The sequence below is a fragment of the Bartonella koehlerae C-29 genome (assembly GCF_000706625.1).
Taxonomy (GTDB): domain Bacteria; phylum Pseudomonadota; class Alphaproteobacteria; order Rhizobiales; family Rhizobiaceae; genus Bartonella; species Bartonella koehlerae.
This window is the reverse complement of record NZ_KL407334.1, coordinates 1409450-1434100: the sequence shown is the minus strand read 5'-3', so window position 1 is coordinate 1434100 and position 24651 is coordinate 1409450. Positions and strand designations below refer to the sequence as shown.

General features: G+C 39.8%; 18 protein-coding genes and 1 pseudogene. 16 read left to right on the top strand and 3 right to left on the bottom strand.

The window, feature by feature from the left end; translation table 11 throughout:
* Positions 1–7 precede the first annotated feature (7 nt).
* From mraY to O9A_RS08400, 15 genes are all read left to right on the top strand, one after another.
* On the top strand, positions 8–1078 hold the full coding sequence (gene mraY / locus O9A_RS06155) for a phospho-N-acetylmuramoyl-pentapeptide-transferase (RefSeq protein ID WP_034459746.1): 1071 nt from the start codon (positions 8–10) through the stop codon (positions 1076–1078).
* 4 nt (positions 1079–1082) lie between these two features.
* Positions 1083–2483 (top strand): UDP-N-acetylmuramoyl-L-alanine--D-glutamate ligase, encoded by a 1401-nt coding sequence (gene murD / locus O9A_RS06150; RefSeq protein WP_034459744.1) that lies wholly within the window; start codon positions 1083–1085, stop codon positions 2481–2483.
* Between the two features lie 131 nt (positions 2484–2614).
* Complete coding sequence (locus O9A_RS06145; protein WP_034459742.1) at positions 2615–3769, top strand: FtsW/RodA/SpoVE family cell cycle protein; 1155 nt, start codon at positions 2615–2617, stop codon at positions 3767–3769.
* Positions 3762–4898, top strand: coding sequence for an undecaprenyldiphospho-muramoylpentapeptide beta-N-acetylglucosaminyltransferase (gene murG, locus O9A_RS06140; protein ID WP_034459741.1), 1137 nt, complete (start codon positions 3762–3764; stop codon positions 4896–4898). The genes O9A_RS06145 and murG overlap by 8 nt, the downstream gene beginning before the upstream one ends.
* Positions 4882–6309, top strand: a complete 1428-nt coding sequence (gene murC, locus O9A_RS06135) for a UDP-N-acetylmuramate--L-alanine ligase (RefSeq protein WP_034459739.1) — start codon at positions 4882–4884, stop codon at positions 6307–6309. Before murG ends, murC begins: the two co-directional genes overlap by 17 nt.
* Positions 6287–7264, top strand: coding sequence for a UDP-N-acetylmuramate dehydrogenase (gene murB / locus O9A_RS06130; protein WP_034459736.1), 978 nt, complete (start codon positions 6287–6289; stop codon positions 7262–7264). The genes murC and murB overlap by 23 nt, the downstream gene beginning before the upstream one ends.
* A gap of 240 nt (positions 7265–7504) precedes the next feature.
* Positions 7505–8425 carry a D-alanine--D-alanine ligase gene (locus O9A_RS06125; RefSeq protein ID WP_034459735.1) on the top strand — a complete coding sequence of 307 codons (921 nt, stop codon included), beginning with the start codon at positions 7505–7507 and terminating at the stop codon, positions 8423–8425.
* Positions 8413–9324 carry a cell division protein FtsQ/DivIB gene (locus O9A_RS06120; RefSeq protein ID WP_034459733.1) on the top strand — a complete coding sequence of 304 codons (912 nt, stop codon included), beginning with the start codon at positions 8413–8415 and terminating at the stop codon, positions 9322–9324. The genes O9A_RS06125 and O9A_RS06120 overlap by 13 nt, the downstream gene beginning before the upstream one ends.
* On the top strand, positions 9321–10622 hold the full coding sequence (gene ftsA / locus O9A_RS06115) for a cell division protein FtsA (RefSeq protein ID WP_034459731.1): 1302 nt from the start codon (positions 9321–9323) through the stop codon (positions 10620–10622). The genes O9A_RS06120 and ftsA overlap by 4 nt, the downstream gene beginning before the upstream one ends.
* Before the next feature lie 69 nt (positions 10623–10691).
* Positions 10692–12443 carry a cell division protein FtsZ gene (gene ftsZ, locus O9A_RS06110; RefSeq protein WP_034459730.1) on the top strand — a complete coding sequence of 584 codons (1752 nt, stop codon included), beginning with the start codon at positions 10692–10694 and terminating at the stop codon, positions 12441–12443.
* Between the two features lie 209 nt (positions 12444–12652).
* Positions 12653–13525, top strand: a complete 873-nt coding sequence (gene lpxC / locus O9A_RS06105; RefSeq protein ID WP_034459728.1) for a UDP-3-O-acyl-N-acetylglucosamine deacetylase — start codon at positions 12653–12655, stop codon at positions 13523–13525.
* A 174-nt stretch (positions 13526–13699) separates the two neighbouring features.
* Complete coding sequence (locus O9A_RS06100; RefSeq protein ID WP_034459726.1) at positions 13700–14593, top strand: outer membrane protein assembly factor BamD; 894 nt, start codon at positions 13700–13702, stop codon at positions 14591–14593.
* Between the two features lie 6 nt (positions 14594–14599).
* On the top strand, positions 14600–16261 hold the full coding sequence (recN, locus tag O9A_RS06095) for a DNA repair protein RecN (protein WP_034459724.1): 1662 nt from the start codon (positions 14600–14602) through the stop codon (positions 16259–16261).
* A gap of 130 nt (positions 16262–16391) precedes the next feature.
* The gene (gene ligA, locus O9A_RS06090) at positions 16392–18542 is read left to right on the top strand and encodes an NAD-dependent DNA ligase LigA (RefSeq protein ID WP_034459722.1); all 2151 of its coding nucleotides are present in this window, start codon (positions 16392–16394) and stop codon (positions 18540–18542) included.
* A gap of 350 nt (positions 18543–18892) precedes the next feature.
* The gene (locus O9A_RS08400) at positions 18893–19066 is read left to right on the top strand and encodes a type II toxin-antitoxin system HicB family antitoxin (protein ID WP_342543786.1); all 174 of its coding nucleotides are present in this window, start codon (positions 18893–18895) and stop codon (positions 19064–19066) included.
* 1454 nt (positions 19067–20520) lie between these two features.
* On the opposite strand, the gene O9A_RS06075 is transcribed toward O9A_RS08400, so the two are convergent.
* The 3 genes from O9A_RS06075 to O9A_RS06065 are packed head-to-tail and all read right to left on the bottom strand — an operon-like array spanning position 20521 to position 23848.
* The gene (locus O9A_RS06075; RefSeq protein WP_034459720.1) at positions 20521–22347 is read right to left on the bottom strand and encodes an aminopeptidase P family protein; all 1827 of its coding nucleotides are present in this window, start codon (positions 22345–22347) and stop codon (positions 20521–20523) included.
* A gap of 16 nt (positions 22348–22363) precedes the next feature.
* Positions 22364–23233, bottom strand: coding sequence for a 50S ribosomal protein L11 methyltransferase (locus O9A_RS06070; RefSeq protein WP_034459719.1), 870 nt, complete (start codon positions 23231–23233; stop codon positions 22364–22366).
* Positions 23234–23266: 33 nt separating this feature from the next.
* Positions 23267–23848, bottom strand: a complete 582-nt coding sequence (locus O9A_RS06065) for an SCO family protein (RefSeq protein WP_034459717.1) — start codon at positions 23846–23848, stop codon at positions 23267–23269.
* A 148-nt stretch (positions 23849–23996) separates the two neighbouring features.
* On the opposite strand from O9A_RS06065, the pseudogene O9A_RS06060 reads away from it, so the two are divergent.
* A pseudogene (locus O9A_RS06060) lies at positions 23997–24627 on the top strand (LbetaH domain-containing protein).
* The last annotated feature ends 24 nt before the right edge of the window (positions 24628–24651 follow it).

Below are 24651 nucleotides of genomic sequence, written 5' to 3'. Positions count from 1 at the left end.
TTATATCATGATGCTGTTTTTTTCTTCGCTTAGTGATTGGCTCCCAGGCGTAAGTGTGTTTCGTTACATTACGTTTCGCACTATAGCAGCTATGCTCACATCGGGGCTCATTGTATTTTTGTTTGGTCCTAGCATTATTACCTCTCTTAAATTACGACAGGGAAAAGGGCAGCCAATTCGCGCTGATGGTCCTCAAACACATTTTAAAAAGGCTGGAACGCCTACTATGGGCGGTTTGATGATTTTAACCGGCATTGTAGTCTCAGCGTCTTTGTGGTGTAATTTATCAAATATTTATTTTTGGGTATCCTTATTCGTTATGCTTTCTTTTGGAATAATTGGTTTTTACGATGATTATCTTAAGGTTACCAAACAAACGGAGAAAGGATTTTCCGGTAAAGCACGGCTAAGTTTAGAGTTTTTGGTTGCAGCAATTGCTGCTTTTGTTTTTTTACAAGTTGGTTCGCCTGGATTGGCTTTGCCCTTTGTGAAAGATTACCTTATCAATTTGAGCTGGTTTTTCGTTCCTTTCTCTGCTTTTGTTATTGTAGCTACTGGGAATGCGGTTAATTTGACAGATGGTCTTGATGGGTTGGCTATTGTTCCTGTGATGGTTGCTGCTTTGTCTTTTGCTCTAATTGCTTACCTTTCTGGTAATATCAATTTTGCTGATTATCTTCAAATTCATTATGTATCGGGGACAGGTGAATTGGCTGTTTTATTGGGAGCTGTTGTTGGGGCAGGGCTTGGCTTTTTGTGGTTTAATGCGCCGCCTGCAGCTATTTTTATGGGGGATACTGGTTCATTGGCGCTTGGAGGACTGTTGGGCAGTATTGCTGTAGCAACCAAGCATGAAGTTGTTTTGGCTCTTATTGGAGGGCTTTTTGCTCTGGAAGGATTCTCAGTTGTTATTCAGGTTGGTTATTTCAAATTAACAAAAAAGCGTGTGTTTCTTATGGCACCGATACACCATCATTTTGAGAAAAAAGGCTGGACGGAAAGTCAAGTCGTGATACGCTTTTGGATTATTTCGATTGTTCTTGCTTTGATTGGTCTTTCAACACTTAAATTACGGTGAAATTTTGATTTCTGTTGCGTGTTATAAGGGGGAGAAAGTTGCTCTGTTTGGATTAGGAAAATCCGGATTAGCTGCTGCACAAGCGTTGATGAGTGGTGGTGCAGAAGTGATCGCTTGGGATGATAATTCTTCAGGTGTGCAAGCAGCTCAGAGAGAAAATATTCCAACGAGAAATCTTCAATATGAAAATTGGTCAGAATTTGTTGCGTTGATTCTTGCACCGGGAGTTCCTTTAACTTATCCTCAGCCGCATTGGGCTGTTGATAAAGCACGTCAAGCAAATATAGAAATTATCGGTGATGTTGAATTATTTGTGCGTGCGCGTAACCATTTTTTACAACATTATAGTTTTTGTGATGAGGATGTTCCGTTTATAGCTATTACGGGCACGAATGGGAAATCAACAACGACAGCTTTGCTTGCTCACTTATTGGAAAAAATGGGCTATGATGTGCAGATGGGGGGAAATATTGGAACTGCAATATTAACGCTTAAGCCATTTGTTAAAAAACGTATTTATGTAATTGAATGTTCATCGTTTCAAATTGATCTCACCCCTTCTCTTCAGCCAACTGTTGGTCTTTTATTGAATCTAACGCCTGATCATATTGATCGCCATGGGAGCTTTGCTCATTATGTGAAAGCTAAAAAGAATTTAGTGACGGGGGCTTCTCATGTTTTTATTTCAGTTGATGATGCCGCTTGTCAGGTTTTGTATCAACAATTGCTTCATGAAGGTTGTAATGTTAAAGCAGTCTCCAAGGAACATTTTGTTAAAAATGGTTTTTACGCTGATGGAACACAGCTCTTTTCTGTTTGCCAAGGGCGGCGTCGTATGCTTGCAGATCTCGCGTCTATGGCTGCATTGCGTGGGAGTCATAATGCGCAAAATACTCTGATGGCATTAGCAACATTGCAAGCTTTAAAAATAACTGATCCACGTATGAACAAGCATTTAGCAAGTTATCAAGGGTTAGCTCATCGTATGCAGCAGGTGCGTAAAATGGGGTCAGTTTTGTTTATCAATGATAGCAAGGCTACCAATGCAGAGGCATCAGCTCCTGCACTTGCTGCTTTTAATAATATTTTTTGGATTGTTGGAGGACAGGCAAAAGAAGCAGGAATTGTTTCTCTTAGAGGATTTTTTCATAAAATTCGCAAAGCTTATTTGATTGGGACTGCGGCAAAAGAATTTGCTGGTGTTATTGGATCTTCTTTTCCTTTTTCGATGAGTTTAACTTTGGAAAATGCGGTACATGAGGCGGCAGCTGATGCGGTGCGTTGTAAAGCGAAAGAAGCTGTGATCCTCTTTTCACCTGCTTGTGCAAGTTATGATCAATTTAAAAATTATGAAGTGCGTGGGGAAGCATTTATTTCTTTTGTTATGCAGTTAAAAGAAACATAAATTATAAAAAATGTTTTTGCGTTAATCTTCCGGAATCTTTTCTCGTGTAATTCCGTTTTTGAAGTGTTTGCTAAAAAAGTGGGGAGCTATGTCACTTTGAGTAGAATTATGACAAGGATAAAATGAATATAATGGTTACGCGTGCAGATAGAGATCCAATTGCGAATTGGTGGTGGACAATTGATCGCTCTATCTTTGCCGCGTGTTTGATTTTAATGGGGATTGGTATTATGCTGTCTTTTGCAGCAAGTCCCACTATTGCAAAAAAAATCGGAATTGCAGATAGTTTTTATTTTGTTCGCTGGCATATTATTTTTAGTATTCCAGCATTTTTTACGATGGTTACGGTTTCTTTTTTCTCGTTGCGTAATATTCGCCGTTTATGCGCTCTTGTGTTAATTATAACGGTTGTTCTTATGATTGCAACCTTATTCTTTGGTCCAGAAATAAAGGGAGCACGGCGTTGGATTCCTCTCTTTGGTTTTTCTGTACAAGCGTCAGAGTTTATGAAACCAGCTTTTGTAGTTATGTCCGCTTGGCTTTTTTCAGAACAAATAAGGAGCAGGAGGATTTCCGGTTATATGCTCGCTACTGTCCTTTATACTTTTTGTTGTGTGCTTCTTGTTCTACAGCCTGATATTGGTCAAACGTTTTTAATAAGTGCAACATGGGGCGGTTTGTTTTTTGTTGCTGGTGTATCTCTGAGCATTATTGTCTTATTTCTCATTTTAGGATTTATAGGAATTGTTTTAGCGTATCTTTTTTTGCACCATGTACGCGAACGTATCAATGGTTTTTTGACAGGTGAAGGCGATACCTTTCAAGTTGATGTAGGACGTGAAGCTATTTTGAATGGTGGTTGGTTTGGACAAGGACCGGGAGAGGGAACGGTAAAACGTATCATTCCTGATAGCCATACAGATTTTGTGTTTTCCGTTGCTGCTGAAGAATATGGTATTATCCTCTGCTTTTTCATTATGATGCTTTTTTGCTTTATTGTTATGCGCTCATTTTATATAGCATTGAATACACGTGATTCCTTTATACGTCTTGGTATTACTGGCATAGCGATGATGATTGGTTTTCAATCAGCGATTAATATGGCAGTTAATCTTCATTTAATCCCTCCAAAAGGTATGACATTGCCGTTTATTTCTTATGGCGGTTCTTCTATGGTGGCGATTGCACTTTCAATGGGCATTTTGCTTAATTTAACACGTCGCTGGCCGGAAGCACGCCTTTCAGCTTTTTCCTCTCCTTCTGTTTTGGATACCCCTTATGACTGATAGAAAAGTTATTGTTTTGGCAGCTGGTGGTACAGGTGGGCATCTTTTTCCTGCAGAAGCTGTTGCTGTTGAATTAAGGCGGCGTGGATATGATGTTCATTTGGTAACGGATGAAAGAGCACAGCGTTTTGTACGCTGCTTTGATGAAGAGCATGTACATATCATTTCATCGGCAACATTTACACGACGTCACCCTCTTGCTCTTATAAAAACATTTTGGATATTGTTAAAAGGAATGGGACAATCTTTAGCACTTTTTTATAAACTACGTCCTGTTCTTGTTGGTGGTTTTGGAGGATATCCTACCTTTCCTCCTCTTGTTGCTGCTACCTTTATGAGGCGTGTAACATTTATTCATGAACAAAATGCTGTTATGGGGCGTGCCAATCGGGCGTTGGCATCTTTTGTGTATGCAATAGCAGGGGGGTTTTTGTCGCAAAATAATCGTTACGCTCATAAAACACTTTTGACTGGCAATCCTGTGCGTGAGGCTGTTCTCAATGCGGCAGAAATTTCTTATTATCCTTCAGAGGGTGAGAAGCCGTTTCATTTCTTGATTTTTGGTGGGAGTCAGGGAGCCTCTTTTTTTTCACGAATTGTCCCTAAAGCAATTTCTTTGCTTGATGAGAAGATACGTCAGCGTTTGCGGATTGTTCAGCAGGTTTTTGGTGATGCGGAGGAATTGATAAAAATCTATTGCCAGATGGATGTGCAAGCAGAAGTTGCTCCTTTTTTTGATGATATGGCTGAACGTATGGCATGGTCTCATTTTATTTTGTCACGTGCTGGTGCTTCATCTGTTTGTGAAATAGCCGTGATTGGTCGGCCTGCTTTGCTTATTCCCTACCCTCATGCTTTAGATCATGATCAGGTAGCGAATGCGGCACTGCTTGCTCGTGCGGGAGGTGCTCAAATTGTATCAGAAAAAGATTTGGACGTACAAAGACTTGCTTTCCTCTTAACAGAAGCCTGTTGTGCACCGCACTTATTGGAAAAACAAGCGCTTGCTGCAAAAAAAGTGGGGCAACCTTATGCAACCCGTCGTCTTGCTGATATGGCTGAGGCGTTGATTATGGGGCGGTCGCTGTCAGATGTAAAGGAGGAGTTTTTTGATGAAAATGCCGCTTAATATAGGCCTTATCCATTTTGTCGGAATCGGTGGAATTGGCATGAGTGGAATTGCTGAAGTTTTTCATAATCTTGGCTATAAAGTTCAAGGATCTGATCAAATTAATAACGCTAATGTTAAACGTTTACAGGATAAAGGAATTAACATTCATATAGGGCATCATGCTGAAAATTTAGGAGATGCAGAATTTGTTGTTCTTTCTACTGCTATTAAAAAAACAAATCCTGAATATATTGCTGCGAGAGAGAAGCATTTACCACTTGTAAAACGTGCCGAAATGTTGGCAGAACTTATGCGTTTTCGTCGGGCAATTGCTGTGGGGGGTACGCATGGGAAAACAACGACTACATCAATGATTGCAGCACTTCTTGATGCCGGGAGTTTTGATCCGATGGTGATTAATGGTGGTATTATCAATGCTTATGGTACGAATGCTCGTATGGGGGAGGGCGATTGGATGGTGGTTGAGGCTGATGAAAGTGATGGTACTTTTTTAAAATTACCTGCTGATATCGCTATTGTGACAAATATTGATCGTGAGCATTTAGACCATTATGGGAGTTTTTCTGCTGTACGTGAGGCTTTTCGGCAATTTGTAGAGAATGTTCCTTTTTATGGTTTTGCTGTTTTGTGTCTTGATCATCCAGAGGTTCAGTCATTAGCTAGTCGTATTGATGATCGTTGGGTAATTACGTATGGTGCAAATCCACAAGCGGATGTTCGTTTTCTTAATCTTTCTATGGATGGTCAAAAAACGTATTTTGATGTCTTCATGCGCTCTCGAAAAACGGGTAGAGAGATTGAATTGAAAAATTTGGTTTTGCCGATGTCTGGACGACACAATGTTTCTAATGCAACTGCGGCGATTGCCATTGCTTATGAACTTGGCATTTCAAATGAATCTATCAAAAAGGGCTTAGCAGAATTTAGGGGAGTAAAACGGCGTTTTACGCAAACGGGAAGTTGGCATGGCATTGAAATATTCGATGATTATGGACATCATCCTGTCGAAATAAAGGCTGTTTTATGTGCTGCACGTGAGAGTGCAAAAGGGCGCGTGATAGCTATTGCGCAACCTCATCGTTATTCACGTTTGTATCATTTATTTGATGATTTTGTAGCTTGTTTTAATGATGCAGATATAGTGTTAATTGCGCCGGTTTATGCAGCTGGTGAAGAGCCAATTGCTGGTTTTGGTGCTAGGGAATTGGTAGAACATATTCAAATGGCTGGTCATCGTGATGTGCGCTTGATTCATTGTTTGGAAGATGTTGTTTCAATTGTCTCTACATTTGCTAAGTCTGGTGATTATGTTGTTTTTCTTGGTGCTGGCAATATCACACAATGGGCTTGTGCTTTGCCTAACCAGTTGGCGGTATTTGATAACAATGATGAATTTTCAGCTGATTGATGGTGAAGCGCTGTTGAAGCAATTGCAACCTGCGTTGGGTTGCATAAAGGGAAAGCTTACGCCTAATATGGATATGCGGAAGGTAACGTGGTTTCGCACTGGTGGACTGGCTGAACTTTTTTATCAGCCTACTGATGAGGCAGATTTAGCTTTTTTTCTGCAAAATTTGCCTGAAACTATTCCTGTAACAATTGTAGGGATTGGTTCTAATCTTTTGGTGCGTGATGGGGGGATTCCTGGAGTTGTTATTCGTCTTTCGGCCAAAGGATTTGGGCAAGTGCAACAGGTTACTCCAACGGGCTTTTTGGTTGGTGCTGCTACAGCAGATAAACATTTAGCAGTGGCAGCTTTAGAGGCAGGAATTGCAGGTTTTCATTTTTATCATGGTATTCCTGGAGGTCTTGGAGGAGCATTAAAAATGAATGCAGGCGCTAATGGTGTTGAGACAGCTGCACGTGTTGTTGATGTCTATGCACTTGATCGTAAAGGACAGCGTCATACCTTAAGTTTGGCAGATATGCATTATTCTTATCGTCATTGTGCTGTTCCTGAAGATTTCATTTTTACGGCTGCTTTATTAGAGGGAAAGCCAGGAAATAAAGACAATATTCGTGCTGCTATGGATGAAGTTACTTTTCATAGGGAAAGAGTACAACCGGTACGTGAAAAGACAGGAGGATCAACTTTCCGAAATCCTAAAGATATCTCTGCGTGGCGTGTTATTGATGAAGCAGGATGTCGTGGTTTGCAGATTGGTGGCGCTCAAATGAGTGAAATGCACTGTAATTTTATGATTAATACAGGGCAAGCAACAGGCTATGATCTTGAAGTATTAGGAGAAACAGTGCGTGCCCGTGTTTTTGCTCATTCTGCCCATCTCTTACAGTGGGAGATACAACGTATCGGTCAATTTGAGCAAGGTCGTATCGTCTCTTCTTTTGATCCGTTTCATTGATTTGTTCAGTGTTATAAAAAAATATCATAAAAAATTGAGTCATTTCAAAGAGATAATAAAAAAAATCTATTAAGAATCAATAAATTAACAAAGAAACTCTTGCGTCATGCGTCTCAGTCTGATTCATTATGCAAAATGCTAGATTATTGATTCGCAAGGATAAATCTTGGTCTTTCCTGTATGTGGTATGAGTGATTTCTGTGTTGTCTATATATAGTATGCAAAGGATGATAAGTTGTTATGAAAGATGAGCATATAGCTGTGCTGATGGGGGGATTCTCTTCTGAACGGTCTGTAAGTTTGTCTTCAGGTACTGCTTGTGCTGATGTTCTTGAAGCGCAGGGGTATCGTGTGAGCCGTGTGGATGTTGATGGTCATATCGCTTCTGTTCTTGAACAGTTGCAGCCTGATATTGCTTTTAATGCGTTACATGGTCCATTTGGTGAAGATGGTCGTATTCAGGGTATTCTTGAATATTTAAAAATTCCTTATACGCATTCTGGCGTGATGGCATCAGCATTGGCAATGGATAAGGGGCGTGCAAAAATTGTTGTTTCGAGCGTTGGGGTTTCTGTTGCCCCTTCTTGTGTCATGAGTCGTTTTGCTGTTGGGAAAGAGCATCCTATGGAGCCTCCTTACGTGATTAAGCCTGTCTGTGAAGGGTCAAGTTTTGGTGTAGTTATTGTAAAAGAAAGTGAGTCTGTGCCACCGTTGAATATTTTGGGATCTGAATGGGTTTATGCAGATGCAGTGATTGTTGAAAAATATATTCCTGGGCGTGAGCTTACTTGTGCTGTTATGGGAAATGAAGTACTGGGTGTTTGTGAAATTCTTCCTGAAAAGCACTTTCAATTCTACGATTATAACTCAAAATATAACTCTGGTGGTTCTTTTCATATTTGTCCTGCACAACTTTCATCAAATATTTACCAAAATGTGCAAAGAATGTCTTTAGCAGCACATCAGGCGATAGGTTGTCGAGGTATTAGCCGTTCTGATTTTCGTTTTGATGAGGAAACGGGAGAGGTGGTTTGGCTTGAAATTAATACACAACCCGGTATGACACCAACATCTCTTTTCCCTGATATTGCAAAAGCGAGTGGTCGTACTTACGGCGATATTGTTCAGTGGATGGTGGAGGACGCGTCGTGTATGCGTTGAATGTTAATAAAACAAATGTTCCGATGGTGGTATTTTCAGTGCCAGTTTTGCCACGTCTTTATCGTCGCTTTCTCTGGTTCATATTTGGGCTTGTCTTCACCAGTGTGCATGTGCCTCGCCATTTAGGTTCTTTTGCGGTTTTGTTTTTTTTCTCTCTTACGTTGCTTTATGGCCTTTCATTGAGTGGTCGTATGGAGATGATTGTGAAGACTGCACTATCGGATATTGGTTTTGTGGTTACCGATGTCAGTATTAGTGGCAATAAACGTGTGGTCAAACAGCAGGTTTTGAAGATTTTAGGGCTTGATGTTGCTCCATCCATATTCACTTTTGATGTTGATAGGGCGCGTTCTCTTTTAGAAAAGCAGGTTTGGATTCAATCGGCTAATGTTCAGAAGATTTATCCCAATCGCGTGCGTATTTCAGTTGTGGAGCGCAAGCCATATGCAATTTGGCAGCATGATGGCGTGGTGGATATTGTTGATAGTACAGGTCACGTTATTGTGCCCTTTCAAACAGGGATAGTTCAGAATTTGCCCTTTATAGTTGGTCAAGGTGCACAAAATGCTGCCAAAGGCTTTCTTCAAGAGCTTTCGGCATATCCGAAAGTGTACGATCATGTTCGTGCTTATGTTCGTGTAGGTGATCGGCGTTGGGATCTTATCTTGGATAATGGGGTACGCGTTATGTTGCCTGAAAATGGTGCCTTTGAAAGGCTTAATTCTCTTATTGAATCAGGTACGATGCAAAATTTTTTCTCTCGTGATGTTTTACGTGTTGATTTACGTCTTTCTGATCGTATTACAGTTGCCTTATCCGATGAGACGTTAGAACGTCATCGTGCTTTTGTGGCAGAAGAAGAACGCGTTTTAAAGACGCGAAAGGCAGGAAAACTATGATGTTGCTCAAGTCACATCATGGCGGGGGGCGCAAAACACGTTTTTTGACGGTTCTTGATGTCGGATCAAGTAAAATTGTGTGTCTTATTGCTTGTTTGCGTCCTTTGAAGCATGCACATTATTTACATGGCCGTACACATTCTATGGAAATTTTAGGATTTGGAGTGCAGCGTTCACGCGGTATTAAATCCGGTGTTGTGATGGATATATTTGCAGCAGAGCAATCAATACGTTTAGCTGTGGATGCGGCAGAAAAAATGGCTGGTTTGGTGGTGGATTCGGTGATTGTGAACTTTTCTTCAAGCCGATTACAAAGTGCTCTTATCAATGGTATGGTACGTTTGAATGGTCGTGAAGTCACTAAGCGTGATGTACGTGTGGCATTTGCAGATGTTTCACGCAAAGCTTTTGATGCTGAGCGCCATGTCGTACATTCAGTTCCGGTTTCTTATGTTTTGGATGGAGATAAAGGAATTTCTGATCCTATTGGAATGATCGGGGATTTATTTGGCGTGGATGTGCATGTGGTAACGGTAGAAACAGCGTCTTTGCGTAATTTAGAAACTTGCATTAATCGTGCGCATTTGAGTGTTGAAGCAATGGTTGCAACTCCCTTTGCCAGTGGTCTTGCTGTTTTGATGAATGATGAGGCACATTTAGGAGCGGCATGTATTGATTTTGGCGGTGGAACAACAACATTTTCAGTGTTTTCTGAGGGAAAATTTGTTCATGCTGATGCACTTGCCATTGGGGGACATCATGTGACTCTTGATATTGCGCGTGGATTCTCTATGTCCCTTCCAGAGGCAGAACGTTTAAAGGTTGTATATGGTTCTGCGCTTTTTACAAGTGCTGATGAACGGCATATGATTAATGTGACAGAGATTGGCAACGAGCATCGTGAAATCCAGTATCCACGTGCTGTTCTAGGGCGTATCATTCGTGCACGTGTTGAAGAAATTTTAGAGATGGTGCGTGATTGTTTAAATAGTTCTGGTTTTGGTCATATCATTGGTAAGCGTGTTATTTTGACTGGGGGAGCAAGCCAGTTAACAGGATTGCCAGAAATGGCACGTACTATATTGGGAAGAAATGTTCGTATAGGGCGGCCTTTAGGTATTTCGAGGCTTCCTTCTCTTGCAAAAGGGGCGGCGTTTACATCTGCTGTTGGATTGTTAATTTATCCGCAATTGGTGGGGTTTGAAGAAAAAACAATGCAGACTGCAGTGAATCATTTATCGAGTGGCACGCGTAGGTATTTTCAGCGTGTTGGTCAGTGGTTGCGTGAGAGTTTTTAAGTAAGTCTATAGAGGTAAAGTTAAATTTCATCGCTTTGGCTTGCGATGTCTTATGAGAAGGAAAAGGAAATGACGATTAATCTGCATCGGCCAGATATCGCGGAATTAAAGCCACGTATTACCGTTTTTGGTGTTGGCGGTGGTGGCGGGAATGCCGTGAATAATATGATTAATGCTGGTCTTCAGGGAGTTGATTTTGTTGTTGCTAATACGGATGCACAGGCTTTGGCTATGTCAAAGGCTGAACGTGTCATCCAGCTTGGTGCAGCAGTTACAGAAGGTTTAGGCGCTGGTGCTTTACCAGAAGTTGGACAAGCGGCTGCAGAGGAATGTATTGATGAAATTATCGACCATCTCGCAGATTCCCATATGGTTTTTATTACTGCTGGTATGGGTGGAGGTACGGGAACAGGGGCAGCACCTGTTGTTGCACGCGCTGCTCGTGAAAAAGGTATTTTGACCGTTGGTGTTGTGACAAAGCCATTTCAGTTTGAAGGTGCTCGCCGTATGAAAACGGCAGAGGCTGGTATTGAAGAATTACAAAAATCTGTTGATACATTGATCGTTATACCTAATCAGAATCTTTTTCGTATTGCGGATGAGAAAACAACCTTTGCTGATGCTTTTGCTATGGCTGATCAAGTACTTTACTCTGGTGTTGCTTCCATTACGGATTTAATGATTAAAGAAGGCCTTATTAACCTTGATTTTGCTGACGTTCGTTCTGTTATGCACGAAATGGGTCGTGCGATGATGGGAACCGGTGAGGCATCTGGTGAAGGGCGTGCTTTGGCTGCTGCTGAAGCAGCTATCGCTAATCCGCTGTTGGATGATACTTCTATGCGCGGCGCTCGTGGTCTTTTAATTTCTATTACTGGTGGTCGTGATATGACTTTGTTTGAAGTCGATGAAGCTGCTAATCGTATTCGCGAAGAAGTGGATGCAGATGCCAATGTTATCTTTGGTGCTATTGATGATGAGTCACTAGAGGGTGTGATCCGTGTTTCTGTAGTTGCAACGGGGATTGATCGTGAGGTTAGTGATGTAGTTCAACCTTCTCATTCTCAATTTCAAAAACACGCGACTTCAATTCGTAAGAACGATCCCGGAATACCGCAAAGTTCTTTTCATGTTCAGTCACCTCCCTTGCGTTCTGAGACGATGGTAGAAGTGATCGAAGCACTTGAAATAGAAAAGAGCAAAGCGGTTGGAGAACAGTTTCGTCCTAAAAGTCAAATTTTTGCACAGCCTATAGAAACTATTGCTGCACGAAATGCGAATGCTGCTGCTTATGGATCAAGTGCTGTGCATGGGCAGATATCAAATGTGCCACGTATGCAAGTGAGCCGTAGTTCGCAACCATCTATGGTTGCACCAGTGAGTATGGAGGCGACGGCGCATGTTCTTGATGAGATGGCAGGGGTTGTGCAGCAGAAAGAAAGGCAAGTACAACAAATGCAAGCGCGTTCACCTATGCGTATGCCTGAGTTAAAGGATTTTCCTCCTGTTGTTTATGGTCAAGGTGAGAAGTCATCTGCTGACCAGGGGCCTCGCAATCTTTGGCAGCGTTTGAAACAAAGTTTGACGCATCGTGAGGAGGTCGAGCCAGAAGCCAAACTAGAGCCGGCTGTAAGATCTTCTCAGCAGCAGGAAGTCCGTGTTTATAATAAAAATTCTCAGGTGCTTGCTCAAGATGCTTCTGTTTATGCTCCACGTCGTTCTGGTGAGTTGCATCCCCATGTTTCGCAAGATCAGCGTACTTTTATAAGTGAAGAAGATCAGTTGGACATACCAGCGTTTTTGCGTCGTCAGGCAAATTAATTGGTAAAAATCGAAAAGAAGAAAGATACTTTTCTTCTTTTATGATGAGTAAAAGTTTCGTACAGTAATATTGTATTTTGGGGGAGAAGTATTCTGTTTTTTATAAACCCGCTTATTATTAAGCGGGTTTATTATTTGCTATGAATGTAATCTTTATCGTTTTATAAATATTTTTAAAAGACGTAAAAACTCTTCAATGAAGTAATAGGATGAATCTGGTGCAAAAATATCAGTCAACTCTTAAAAAAACAGTGACATTTAAAGGTATTGGTGTTCACAGTGGTTGTTTATCTGTAGTGAAGGTTTGTCCAGCTGACGTTGGGTGTGGTATTGTTTTTAAGCGTTTTACAGTGAATGGGACACAGCGAATATTTCAAGCACATGCGTCACAAACGGGAGCGACTGAATTATCAACAGCGCTTGGGCATGGAGAGTTCAGAATTGAAACAATTGAGCATCTGATGGCTGCGATTGCTGCTTATAATTTGGATAATCTTATTATTGAAGTGTCGAATTATGAGATTCCGATTTTGGATGGTTCTTCATGGCAGTATTGTCAAGCTTTTGAAGAAGTTGGTGTTGTACAGCAGAATGTGTTGCGTTCCTATTTCGTTATAAAAAAGCCGTTGCGGATCGAGAGCACTAGTGGTGTTGCAGAGTTTTTACCTTTTGATGGGCGCCGTTTTGATATAACGATCTCTTTTCCCTCTTTTTCTATTGGTAAACAACATTTAACTTTTGATCTTACCCCACAAAGCTTTCGAGATGACTTGTCACGTGCGCGCACTTTTGGTTTTGTCAAAGACGTGGAAAAATTATGGATTTCTGGAAAGGGGATAGGAGCTTCTTTAGAAAATTCTCTCATTATCGGGCTTAATGACAAAATCATGAATTCAGATGGACCTTATTGGAAGAATGAATGTGTTCGGCACAAAATGCTTGATGCAATTGGTGATACTGCTTTGCTTGGAGCTCCTTTTATTGGATTATTTCGCTCTTATTGTAGTGGGCATAGAATGAATTCGCAATTGGTAAAAGCTGTTTTGGCCAATGAATCATGTTACGAAAAAAGTCATTTATAGGAAGAGTGAAAGAAAAATTGAAAAAATTTTGTTGCAATTTGTTTGATTTTTAAGGGGATGATTAACCTTAAGCCATTAAATTGGTTAGTGGTTTTTGACGTGATATGGTATAAAAACCTTTAATGAACAGTTTTTGCTACAACAAGATGACAGTCTCTGGAGGCCGAAAAAATTATGATAAAATCTCATGTATCTATTAAAAATGTAGCATATAAGAAATCTAACATTTTACGTAAGATATTAGGGATGATGTTTTTGGGGAGCACCTGTGTATTAGCGGGTTGTTTATTTAAGGAGAAAAATACCCTTGATCCGTCTGCATATGTTTTAAAAATAGACCCACCAGATGTTTTATATAACCAGGCACTTGCTAGTCTTGATAGTGGGCGGCTTGTGGACGCATCGAAAAAGTTTCTTACAATTGAAAAGCAATACGCTTATACGGACTGGGGTCGTAAATCTCTGGTGATGGGTGCTTTTACGAATTACCGGCTCGGAAAGTATGATGATTCTATTAGTATGGCTCAGCGTTATATTACTCTTTATCCAGGGGCAGATGACTCTGCTTACGCTTATTATATTATCGGTCTTTCTTCTTTTCGTCGGATTCCTGATGTTACACGGGATCAACGCGATACAAAACGTGCTATTGCTGCTATGCAGCTTCTCATAGAGCGCTATCCGAACTCTGAATATGTTAATGACGCTAAAGCTAAAATACGTTTTGGGCGAGAACAGTTAGCTGGTAAAGAGATGCAGGTTGGCCGTTATTATGAAGAAGAGCGACGTTATCTTGCTGCAAGTAGAAGATTTCGTACAGTGGTTGAGGAGTATTCTGATACAAATCAAGTTGAAGAGGCGCTTTTCCGTTTGACAGAAGTTAATCTTGCTATTGGTTTAATTGAGGAAGCGCAGACAGCTGCTGCTATTTTAGGACGTAATTATCCTAAAAGTGAATGGTATAAATTTTCTTATAATCTATTGCAAAAGAATAGTATGTCGCCACGGGAGCATAAATCTTCTTGGATCTCACATGCTTTAAGTGGCGATAAGAATAAGGCACGTTGATTCTCTATGCTAATACAGCTTTCGATTCATAATATTGTCTTGATCGAAACGCTCGATATTCATTTTACAGCGGGTTTATCTATTTTAACTGGAGAAACGGGTGCGGGGAAGTCTATTTTACTTGATGCTTTGTCACTGGCTCTTGGTGGACGGGGTGACGCTTCTCTTGTACGTCATGGTGCTGACCGTGGGCAGGTGACAGCTGTTTTTGATGTGTCTGTTTCGCATCCTGTGCGCCAGCTTATCCGTGAGAATGGTTTTGATGATGAGGGCGATATTATTTTACGGCGTGTGCAATCAAGTGATGGTCGTAGTCGTGTCTTTATCAATGATCAGGTAGCTAGTGTTGCATTGATGCGTCATGTTGGTCGTATGTTGGTTGAAATTCATGGACAACATGATGATCGTGCGCTTGTTGATGTTGCTATGCATCGCCAATTGTTAGATGCTTTTGGTGGGCTTGAGGATGAAACAGACAATTTACGTGACTGTTATCGAATATGGCGTGAATTTGAACAGCGTTTGCAGCACCAGCGTTTGAAAGTAGAGAATGCTTTACGTGAGGTTGATTATCTTCGTGCGTGCGTGGAAGAACTCGAAAAGCTGGATTTTCAAGTTGGTGAAGAAGAGGCCCTTTCTCTTCGTCGTGCAGATATGCTTAAATTAGAAAAAATAGCGACAGATATTAAGGATGCTGATGATCTTTTAGCTGGTTCAAAATCGCCAATTCCAGTTCTTTCTAATTTAGTGAGACGTTTGGAACGCAAAATTCCCGAGGCGCAAGAGCTGATTGAACCTGTAGTGAAATCCATTGATGAAGCATTGCATTCGCTTGCAACAGCACAAGACGGCATTGAAGCAGCAATGCAGGCATTGGATTTTGAACCTGGTGAATTGGAACGGATAGAGGAGCGCCTTTTTGCTATTCGGGGCTTTGCTCGTAAATACCAAGTTTCTGCGGATGAGTTCATACAGTTACGTGATAAAATGAATGAAAAACTTGCTGATTTTGAAGAGGATAAGAGCACATTAACGCGTCTTGAGGAAGAAGTAGGGAAGGCACAAAAAAACTATGATATATTAGCACAAGCACTTTCAATAAGGCGTCGAGAAGTAGCAAAACATTTGTCTGAAGGTGTGATGGCTGAGTTACCAGCATTGAAATTGGAGAAGGCAGAATTTATCGTTGAAATGCAAACCGATGTTGAAAGACGCAGTGCAGAAGGGATAGATCGTGTTGAATATTGGGTTCGGACAAATCCTGGAACCCGTGCGGGACCAATGCTCTGCGTAGCTTCTGGTGGTGAACTTTCTCGTTTTTTATTGGCGTTAAAGGTTGTTTTGTCTGATCGTGGATCAGCTCCTACGCTAATCTTTGATGAAATTGATACAGGCGTTGGTGGAGCTGTTGCTGCTGCCATTGGGCAAAGGTTGCAGCGTTTATCAGAAAATATTCAGGTTTTTGCTATTACGCATGCGCCCCAGGTAGCATCTAAAGCGCACAGTCATTTTCTTATTTCAAAGGTGGAGAGTAATGATAAGGGCCGCTTTGTTACGGCTGTCCATAAAATGGAAGAGCAAGAGCGTGCAGAAGAAATTGCACGCATGCTAGCAGGAGAGCAGATTACTAAAGAGGCGCGTGCAGCTGCTCAAAAGCTTTTGGCATAGAGATGATTGATTAAGTGGTAAAAATATTGCTTATGAATTATATCATTGGTGAGCATGTCTTCATTTGAATTCTATGCGTGATAAAAAATTAAGTTCTTATGTTTGTTGCCTATAATTTGGAATAAGTTTTATGCAAAAAGACGAAATTCAAAACCTTACTGCTCTTGAAGCAGAAAGTGAATTAGAGTGGTTGGCAAAAGAGATTGCTCGTCATGATGTGCTTTATAATCGTAATAACAAACCTGAAATCTCTGATGCAGAATATGATGCTCTTCGTCGGCGTAATACAGAAATTGAATCTCTCTTTCCCGAACTTATTCGTCTAGATTCTCCCTCACATAAAATTGGAGCTCCGGTTTCTGAAAAATTTGAAAAATCTGTTCATGCCCAACCGATGCTTTCACTTGATAATGCTTTTAGTTCTGAAGATGTTAGTGAATTTATGGAGCGTGTTCGGCGTTTTTTACGACTGCCAGCAACACAAATGTTGGAAATGACAGCGGAGCCGAAGATTGATGGTTTATCTTTATCTTTACGCTATGAACAAGGAAGGCTTATCTGTGCTGCAACGCGTGGTGATGGATATATCGGTGAAAATGTAACTGCGAATGCACGAACAATTTCTGATATTCCACAAGTTTTACAAGGCAAGTTTCCTGATATAATTGAAGTTCGCGGTGAAGTTTATATGCAGCGGGCGGATTTCCAAACACTTAATGTGAATCAACAAGAAAAAGGCAAATTAGCTTTTGCTAATCCTAGAAATGCAGCAGCTGGTTCGCTACGTCAATTGGATTCAAGAATAACTGCTAGCAGAAAGCTGCAATTTTTTGCTTATGCTTGTGGTGAAGTGAGTGAAATATTTGCAGAAAGCCAGATGGGGATGATAAAAAAGTTAAAAGAATATGGCTTTGTTATCAATCCATTAACAAAAAAAATTAAATCATTAGAAGAGGTTATTTCCTATTATCATGATATCGAAGAATGCCGTCATTCTTTAAACTATGATATTGATGGGATTGTTTATAAGGTTAATGATTTGATGCTGCAAATGCGTTTGGGTTCTGTTTCTCGTTCGCCACGTTGGGCAATAGCGCATAAATTTCCAGCAGAAAAAGCTATGACAGTTTTGGAAGGTATTGATATTCAAGTTGGCCGTACGGGAGCATTAACTCCTGTTGCCCGGCTTGCACCTATTACTGTTGGTGGTGTAGTGATTACCAATGCAAGTTTGCATAATGAGGATTATATTAAGGGAATTGGTCATAAAGGGGAGCCAATTCGTGAGGGAAATGATATTCGCGTAGGTGATACAGTGATTATACAGCGTGCTGGTGATGTTATCCCTCAAGTTATTGATATTGTTGCTGAAAAGCGTCCAAAGGACGCTTCTCCTTTTATTTTTCCTCATCTGTGTCCAGCTTGTGGAAGTCATGCTGTTCGTGAAATAGGAGAAGCTGTGCGTCGATGCACAGGTGGGCTTGTTTGTCCCGCACAAGCGATTGAGCGTATTCGTCATTTTGTTTCGCGAAATGCCTTTGATATTGAGGGGCTTGGTAAAAAACAGGTGGAATTCTTTTTTCAGATTCAAGATGAAACGCTTTGTATTCATACGCCAGCCGATATTTTTACTTTACAACGCCGCCAAGAAAAATCTCTGGTCCGTTTGGAAAATATGGAAGGGTTTGGTACTGTTTCAGTGAGTAAACTTTATGATGCTATTAATGCGCGCCGCAAAATTCCTTTAAGCCGTTTTTTATTTGCACTAGGAATTCGCCATGTTGGAGAGGTTAATGCACGCCGTCTTGCACGTACTTATCAAAATTATACAGCTTTTGAAACTGCTGCGATAACAGCTACTATGCCTGACGATAAAGTGGATGAAAAAGGCAATGAGGTGTGGATAGAGCTTACCAATATTGAAGGGATTGGACCACAGGTAGGTGAAGCAATTATTGATTTTTATAAGGAAGTGCATAACCGCGAGGTTTTATCTGGTTTGCTTCAGGAAGTCATGCCTTTGGATGAGAAACCTGTCATGATTGCTTCTTCGCCAATAGCAGGGAAGACCATTGTTTTTACAGGAACTTTGACGCATATGTCACGCGATGAAGCAAAAGTACTCGCTGAACGGTTAGGTGCTAAGACGTCTGTTTCTCTTTCTAAAAAAACGAATCTTCTTGTTGCAGGAGTTGGGGGAGGATCGAAATTGACCAAAGCACAAGAGTTAGGTGTTAAGATTATCGATGAAGAGGCTTGGTTGCAGTTGATCGAAGGGTAATATTTAGGAGAAAAAGCTTTTTCTAGAACTAGAATATGCATAGGTGGTTCGTATGATTATCTCTCTTTCATGGGACATGTTGTTATGGAACTTGTGAGGGGATCGAGATTGATTAAAGCACAAGAATTAGGTGTTGAGGTTATCGATGAAGAGACTTGACCATACTTGATTAAGGGATATTATGTTTAGGGTTAATCTTCCTCAAGTATAGTGAATTCATAACTATTTGTCGTTCTTTATCAAGCGCGATTTATTGACATTAAAAGTCAGTATGTGTGATCTTAGGAAATCTTTATAATTATTTTAAAGTGCTATGAAATATCGTTCTGCAACGGTGATATGATGAAAAGATTTTTTTCCTTATTCATAAAGAGAAAGATTCTGCTTTTGGTATTCAGTTTCCTGATTTTGAGGGATTTTTTTCTGCTGTGGATAAAGAAGAAAATCTCATCACAAATGCAGTTGAAGAACTTCAACTTTATTGCGAAGAAATGAATATATTGCCTACAGGTTTTAAAATTTAAAAAAGTGATAGAATTGGAGGTTATCAAAGCAGTCTTGTTAGAAGGTGCTTTTTTGGTACAGGTGTCTTTTATTGACAATGATTCTAAAGTAGTACGTGTGAATGTATCGATTAAGTGAGGAGTTTTTTGTGCACTTGATAATTGAGTGATTACGCAAAAAAAAAGAAGTCTAACGAGATCTGTTTTTTGAGTAACAGAAGCGCGCCGTGAACTTAATATTTGTTAAGTTTTAAAAATGATTAACATTGCAATTTATATTATATTTCAGTTTCTTTTACCAAGAAAATACAAATTTTATTATCAAAAAAAGATATAGATTATCATTATAAGGTAAACTGAAAAAATAACTAATTGTGAACAAATATGCAAAAATTTCGAGTCCAAAACGCCATAATAAGATTATTATAGTAGATTGCATGAAGACTATGCTAAAGATTACAATGAATATAATGAAAATTTTCATATAAGGAAAATAAAGGGATGTCACTGTGCGGAGGCATTGGAGGATAGTTGTCAAGATAAGCATTATTTACTTGTAAGAGCATAATATTGATTTATAAAGATAATTTATTGTTTTAAACGTTGAATGATAGCTCCAAATAACGTAAGATAATCTCATAGTGAATCACTCAAAATCATTCGTTCGCACGTCATAAGTAGGATGAGCGTATGGATAAAAACTTTTCAAGAAAGGATTTTAAATACCTCGTATGTACCGTTTCAATACAAAGGCGGTGGCAACATTTGGGGGCTAGCAAAGAGAATAACGGTGTCTACTTGCATGCTCAATAAGTGTAAAAATGGTTGTGCCAATGGCTTTACCATTATACCTTTCACGAACACCGTCGTGAAATAGGCTTTTGTCGGCTGACGGATGTCTCTTTAAAACAAGTGCGTAAATGGTGCAGCATAATGATATTCTGTTTTGCGTTGTGGAGCGTGATCCTATTAAGAACATGAGAAACAAAAAGCATGAGACAATGTGCATTCTCCATTATTGAGAAGATATTGCTCTTCAATGTTTTTGTCGTAAAGTAGAATTAAAGGGTGATGGTAAGGCTGGGTACTGGTTTTTATCTTTACAACTTCATATTATTCTCCCTAAATGAGGCCGTTCCGTTTCAGAGATTACGCAAACAGAGATACGCAATATGCTGCTTCAATCTGGCATACAAAAGCTATAACAATAGAGGAAGGATTAAACTGCTTTAATCTTTGTCTCAAATACGCTGCTGCGTTAGATTTTGATTTACAGACAACTACTAAAGCGCAGGCTTTATTAGTACATTCCACCCTGTTCCATCGAGGTTGGCGTTTTCTATAGCAGCAAAAAAACTTGAAGCATCTACAATGGAATATTTTTGGTATTTCATGATGAAAAACCTATATTTTCTCTTTAAAAAAGAAGGTGCGGTGTTCTTAAAAAGAATGAGAAGATGTTCATGCTTCTTCACTTAAAGAGGCATTGTTGCTTCTTTTGCCCATTTTTTATCTTCTTCATTCAAGTAAGGTGCAGTAACCTGATAAACATGCGCATGGTAATCATTAAGCCATTGTCGTTCTTGTTCTGTCAAAAGCTCTATAAGGATTAATCGTCGGTCAATGGGACAGTTTGTAAGTGTTTCAAACGAGAGCATTTCTCTATCCCCACCGCTAATTTTTTGTGCGGGTTTCACAATAAGCAGATTTTCAATACGGATGCCAAAAGCACCTTCACGATAATATCCAGGTTCGTTGGAAACAATCATTCCGGGGATCAATTCTTGGCACCCATTGCGCGAAAGATTTTGTGGTCCTTCATGAACAGAGAGATAAGATCCAACTCCATGACCAGTGCCATGGGCATAATCAAAACCAGCTTTCCATAAGGCGATGCGTGCTAGAGCATCAATGTCTTGTCCACGTGTACCCTCTGGAAATCGTGCGCTTGAAAGAGCAATCATACCTTTGAGAACAAGAGTGAAACAGCGTTTTTCTTCTTCTCCAACATTTCCAATTGCTATTGTACGTGTGACATCTGTTGTGCCATCACGATATTGTCCGCCTGAGTCAACAAGATAAAGTTCACCAGGATTGAGTTGTTTATTTGTTTCATTCGTTACACGATAATGAACAATGGCACCATTCGCTCCTGTTCCTGAGATCGTATTAAAAGAGAGATCTTCGAGTTTTTCTCCCATTTCGTTTGCTGTCATTATACGAAATTCTTCTAATTTTTGAGCAGCAGAAATTTCATTTATGGAGCCTGGTGTTTGTTTATCTAGCCAAGAAAGAAAACGAGTCAAGGCTACGCCGTCGCGCAGATGTGCTTGGCGCGTACCATTTAATTCTATGCTATTTTTAATGGCTCGTGGTAGAGCGGCGGGATCAGTAAGTGTCGTGAAAGAGCTTCCTTGTTCTGCAATAATGGTGCGTAATTTTTCACAGGTTATCCGTGGATCTAAGGCAAAAATTATCCCCTTTTGAACATAATTTTTGAGCGTTGGAATAAGCTGTTCTGGTTCATGTAGTTTTGTATAACGTTCCAGATATTGTTTCTGTTCTATACCCAATTTTTTGCTATTAATGAACAAGATGGGACTCTCTTTGATGGGAATGAAAGCAAAACAAAGAGAAAAAGGTGTGTTAGAAACATCATTTCCACGTATATTGAATGTCCATGCAATAGAGGAGGGGTCTGTAAAAATAAAAGCATCTGCATCGGCTTTTTGGATATTTTTTCGAATTAATGTCAGTTTTGTATCGGTTTTACATCCTGCATATTTGAGAGGATGAATTGATAAGGCAGATTGAGGGGGGAGTGGTTGATCATGCCAGATAAAATCAATGGGATTGGATTGAACTGCTACAAGCTTTCCACCTGATTTCATTTCTAATGCTTTTTTTAGTGTATCGGTTGCAGCAATAGTGTGGAGCCATGGATCAAATCCAATAGAAAGTTTTTTCCCATTCTTTTCAAGCCATTGTGAGGGTTGGCAAATTACCAGATCTTCATATTCAAAAATATGAGGATCAGTTTGTTGGCGCACTTGGAGTTTATAACGTCCGTCTGTGAAGAGAATGGCTTTGTTTTTTAAGATGAGTGCGATACCAGATGAGCCAGTAAAACCGGTCAGCCAGCTAAGGCGTTGAGCATATGGAGGCACATTTTCTCCTTGATGTTCATCAGAATGCGGCACAAGAAAACCATCGAGATCGAGGCGATTGAGTTCTTTACGAAGAGAGGAAATACGCCCTGCAGCATAAGCTGAATTTGTTATCACCTCAAAGGATTGATACATAGTAACGTCCTTTTTTTTATTTTAGATGTATGGTAACCCATCCTTGACAGTGGTGTGTTTCAATATTTGTTAATCCCTGTTTGATATAAGTTTCCAAAACATGGTCATGCTGTTCTTCAAGAATTCCAGATAAAATGAGGGATCCTCCTTTTTGAAGTGCTTGTACCATTTCTCGTGCAAGTTCAATGAGAGGGTTGGCAAGGATATTGGAAACAATGAGGTCAAAGGGTGCACGCGATGCAATTTCATCGTGGTTGAAACCTGTTGCTGTGACAGCTGTGATATATTTTTTTACGCCGTTAAGTTGGATATTGTGTTGAGCAACTTGAATAGCTATTGGATCAATATCGGACGCAAGTACAGAAATAGGTTTGAGCAATGCAATACCTATGGCTAATATTCCGCTGCCAGTACCAAGATCAAGGGCATTTTGGGGATTTTCATTTTGCAATACTTTGGCAATTATTTCCAAACAGCCTGATGTTGTTCTATGATGTCCTGTCCCAAAGGCTTGATTTGCTTCAATTTCAATAGGCAAAACATTTGGTGGAATGTTGTTTCGGTGATGGCTTCCATGAAGAAAAAAAGGACCTGCAGACACAGGCTTTAGCTCTTCAAGACTCTTTTGTACCCAATCGATATTGGGCAAAATTTCACTGTTAATTTTATCTGGATTTATAGAAAGGGTGCTTGCAAAACGTTTTGAAGCAGTTTCTTGGTTTTCTTTATTTACATAAAGTGAAAGCTCATAGATAGCATTTTTTTCATCTATCTCTGCAAGAGAAAGAGGATATCCTTCTTCTTCAAAGGCTGTCCCCATAAAAATATACCACTCTTCTGCTTCATTTTTGGAAGCAGTACAATACAGGCGAATTTGCTGCGACATGCCGTTCTTTCTTTATAAAGTGGCTGCGAAAATTTAGTTTAAGACAAGTTTTTTGAGCCGTTCAATAGCAATATTATCTCTTAATTCTTCATTGTCTTCTTCAATTTTATAAGGAATAACACCAGCTAATTTCCCACCTTTTTTTAGTAAAAAAATTGCTGCTGTGTGACTATAAGTATAGTTTCCATTTGTTCCAGGTACTTTTTCAGCAACAATGTTGAAGGAATCAACCATTTTGTGAACTTTTTCAGGTTCTCCACTGATACCGATAATTTTATGGGTAAAATTACTAAGATAATCGTGGAGGACTTCTGGTGTATCACGTTCAGGGTCAACGGTAACAAACCATATTCCTAACTTATCGACATTTGTACCAAGACTTGTCAGCCATCGATCAAGATTGGTCAGTGTAGTAGGGCAGCTCTCAGGGCACATAGTGAAGCCAAAGAAAATAACTGAAGGTTTGCTTCGAATATCAGCTTCGGTGACAGTATTTCCATTGGAATCAGTTAGTATAAAATTATCACCTAAAGGCTTATTCCAAAACGTATCATAAATGAAAATGCCTGCAAGAAATATGATTGTTAGCCCCAAGATGCGTATTACATTTTTCATAGTTTGTCTCTCTATAATTACTGGAGATTTTAACATTGGCGGATTAGTTTTGCAATCTCTGTTTCATGATTGATTGTATTTATCAGGTGGTTTGTTTTTTCATGTTATTGAAAAAAAATAAGAAAAAAAATACATTGGTGGAAGATAAATGGATACTGAGAAAGATCTTCGATTCTATGAGAGTAAGATTAGTATCAATGCAACAGCACGGTTGCATGGTTATAAATTGGAGTGCTGTGTAGAAATCAACGAGCGGATGGTTTTACGTGATGTAACGGTTGGAGATTTTTCTTATTTTGAGCATAACAGTGAAGCTGTTTAAGCGATATTGGGCGTTTTTGTTCTATTGCATCTTATGTCTATATGAGTGCACTAGAACATACCATGGAACATCTTTCAATACATAGAATAACATATCGTCCTAATGAATATTTCTGCTATGTGCTGTTAAGATCGTTCCTTTCGTGAGAATCGTTGTGAAAAGCGTTTTACCATTGGGTATGATGTATGGATTGGATATGGTACAGTTATTATGTCTGGAGTGGTAATTGGATAGAGCGCTATCATTTTGTGCTAACGCTGTTATAACAAAGGATATTTTATCTGATACGATTGTTGCTGGTTTTCCTGCAAAGTTTTTGCGGATGCGCTTTCCCGATAGTATGATTCGGATACTTTTGGAGATGGCTTGATGAAATTGGCCACTTTATAAGATTTACGATGCATTGTTTGATACGCAAAACTCATCCATTGAGGTTTTTATTCACAAATGGAAGTAATATTAAAATAAAGTAAAAAATGGC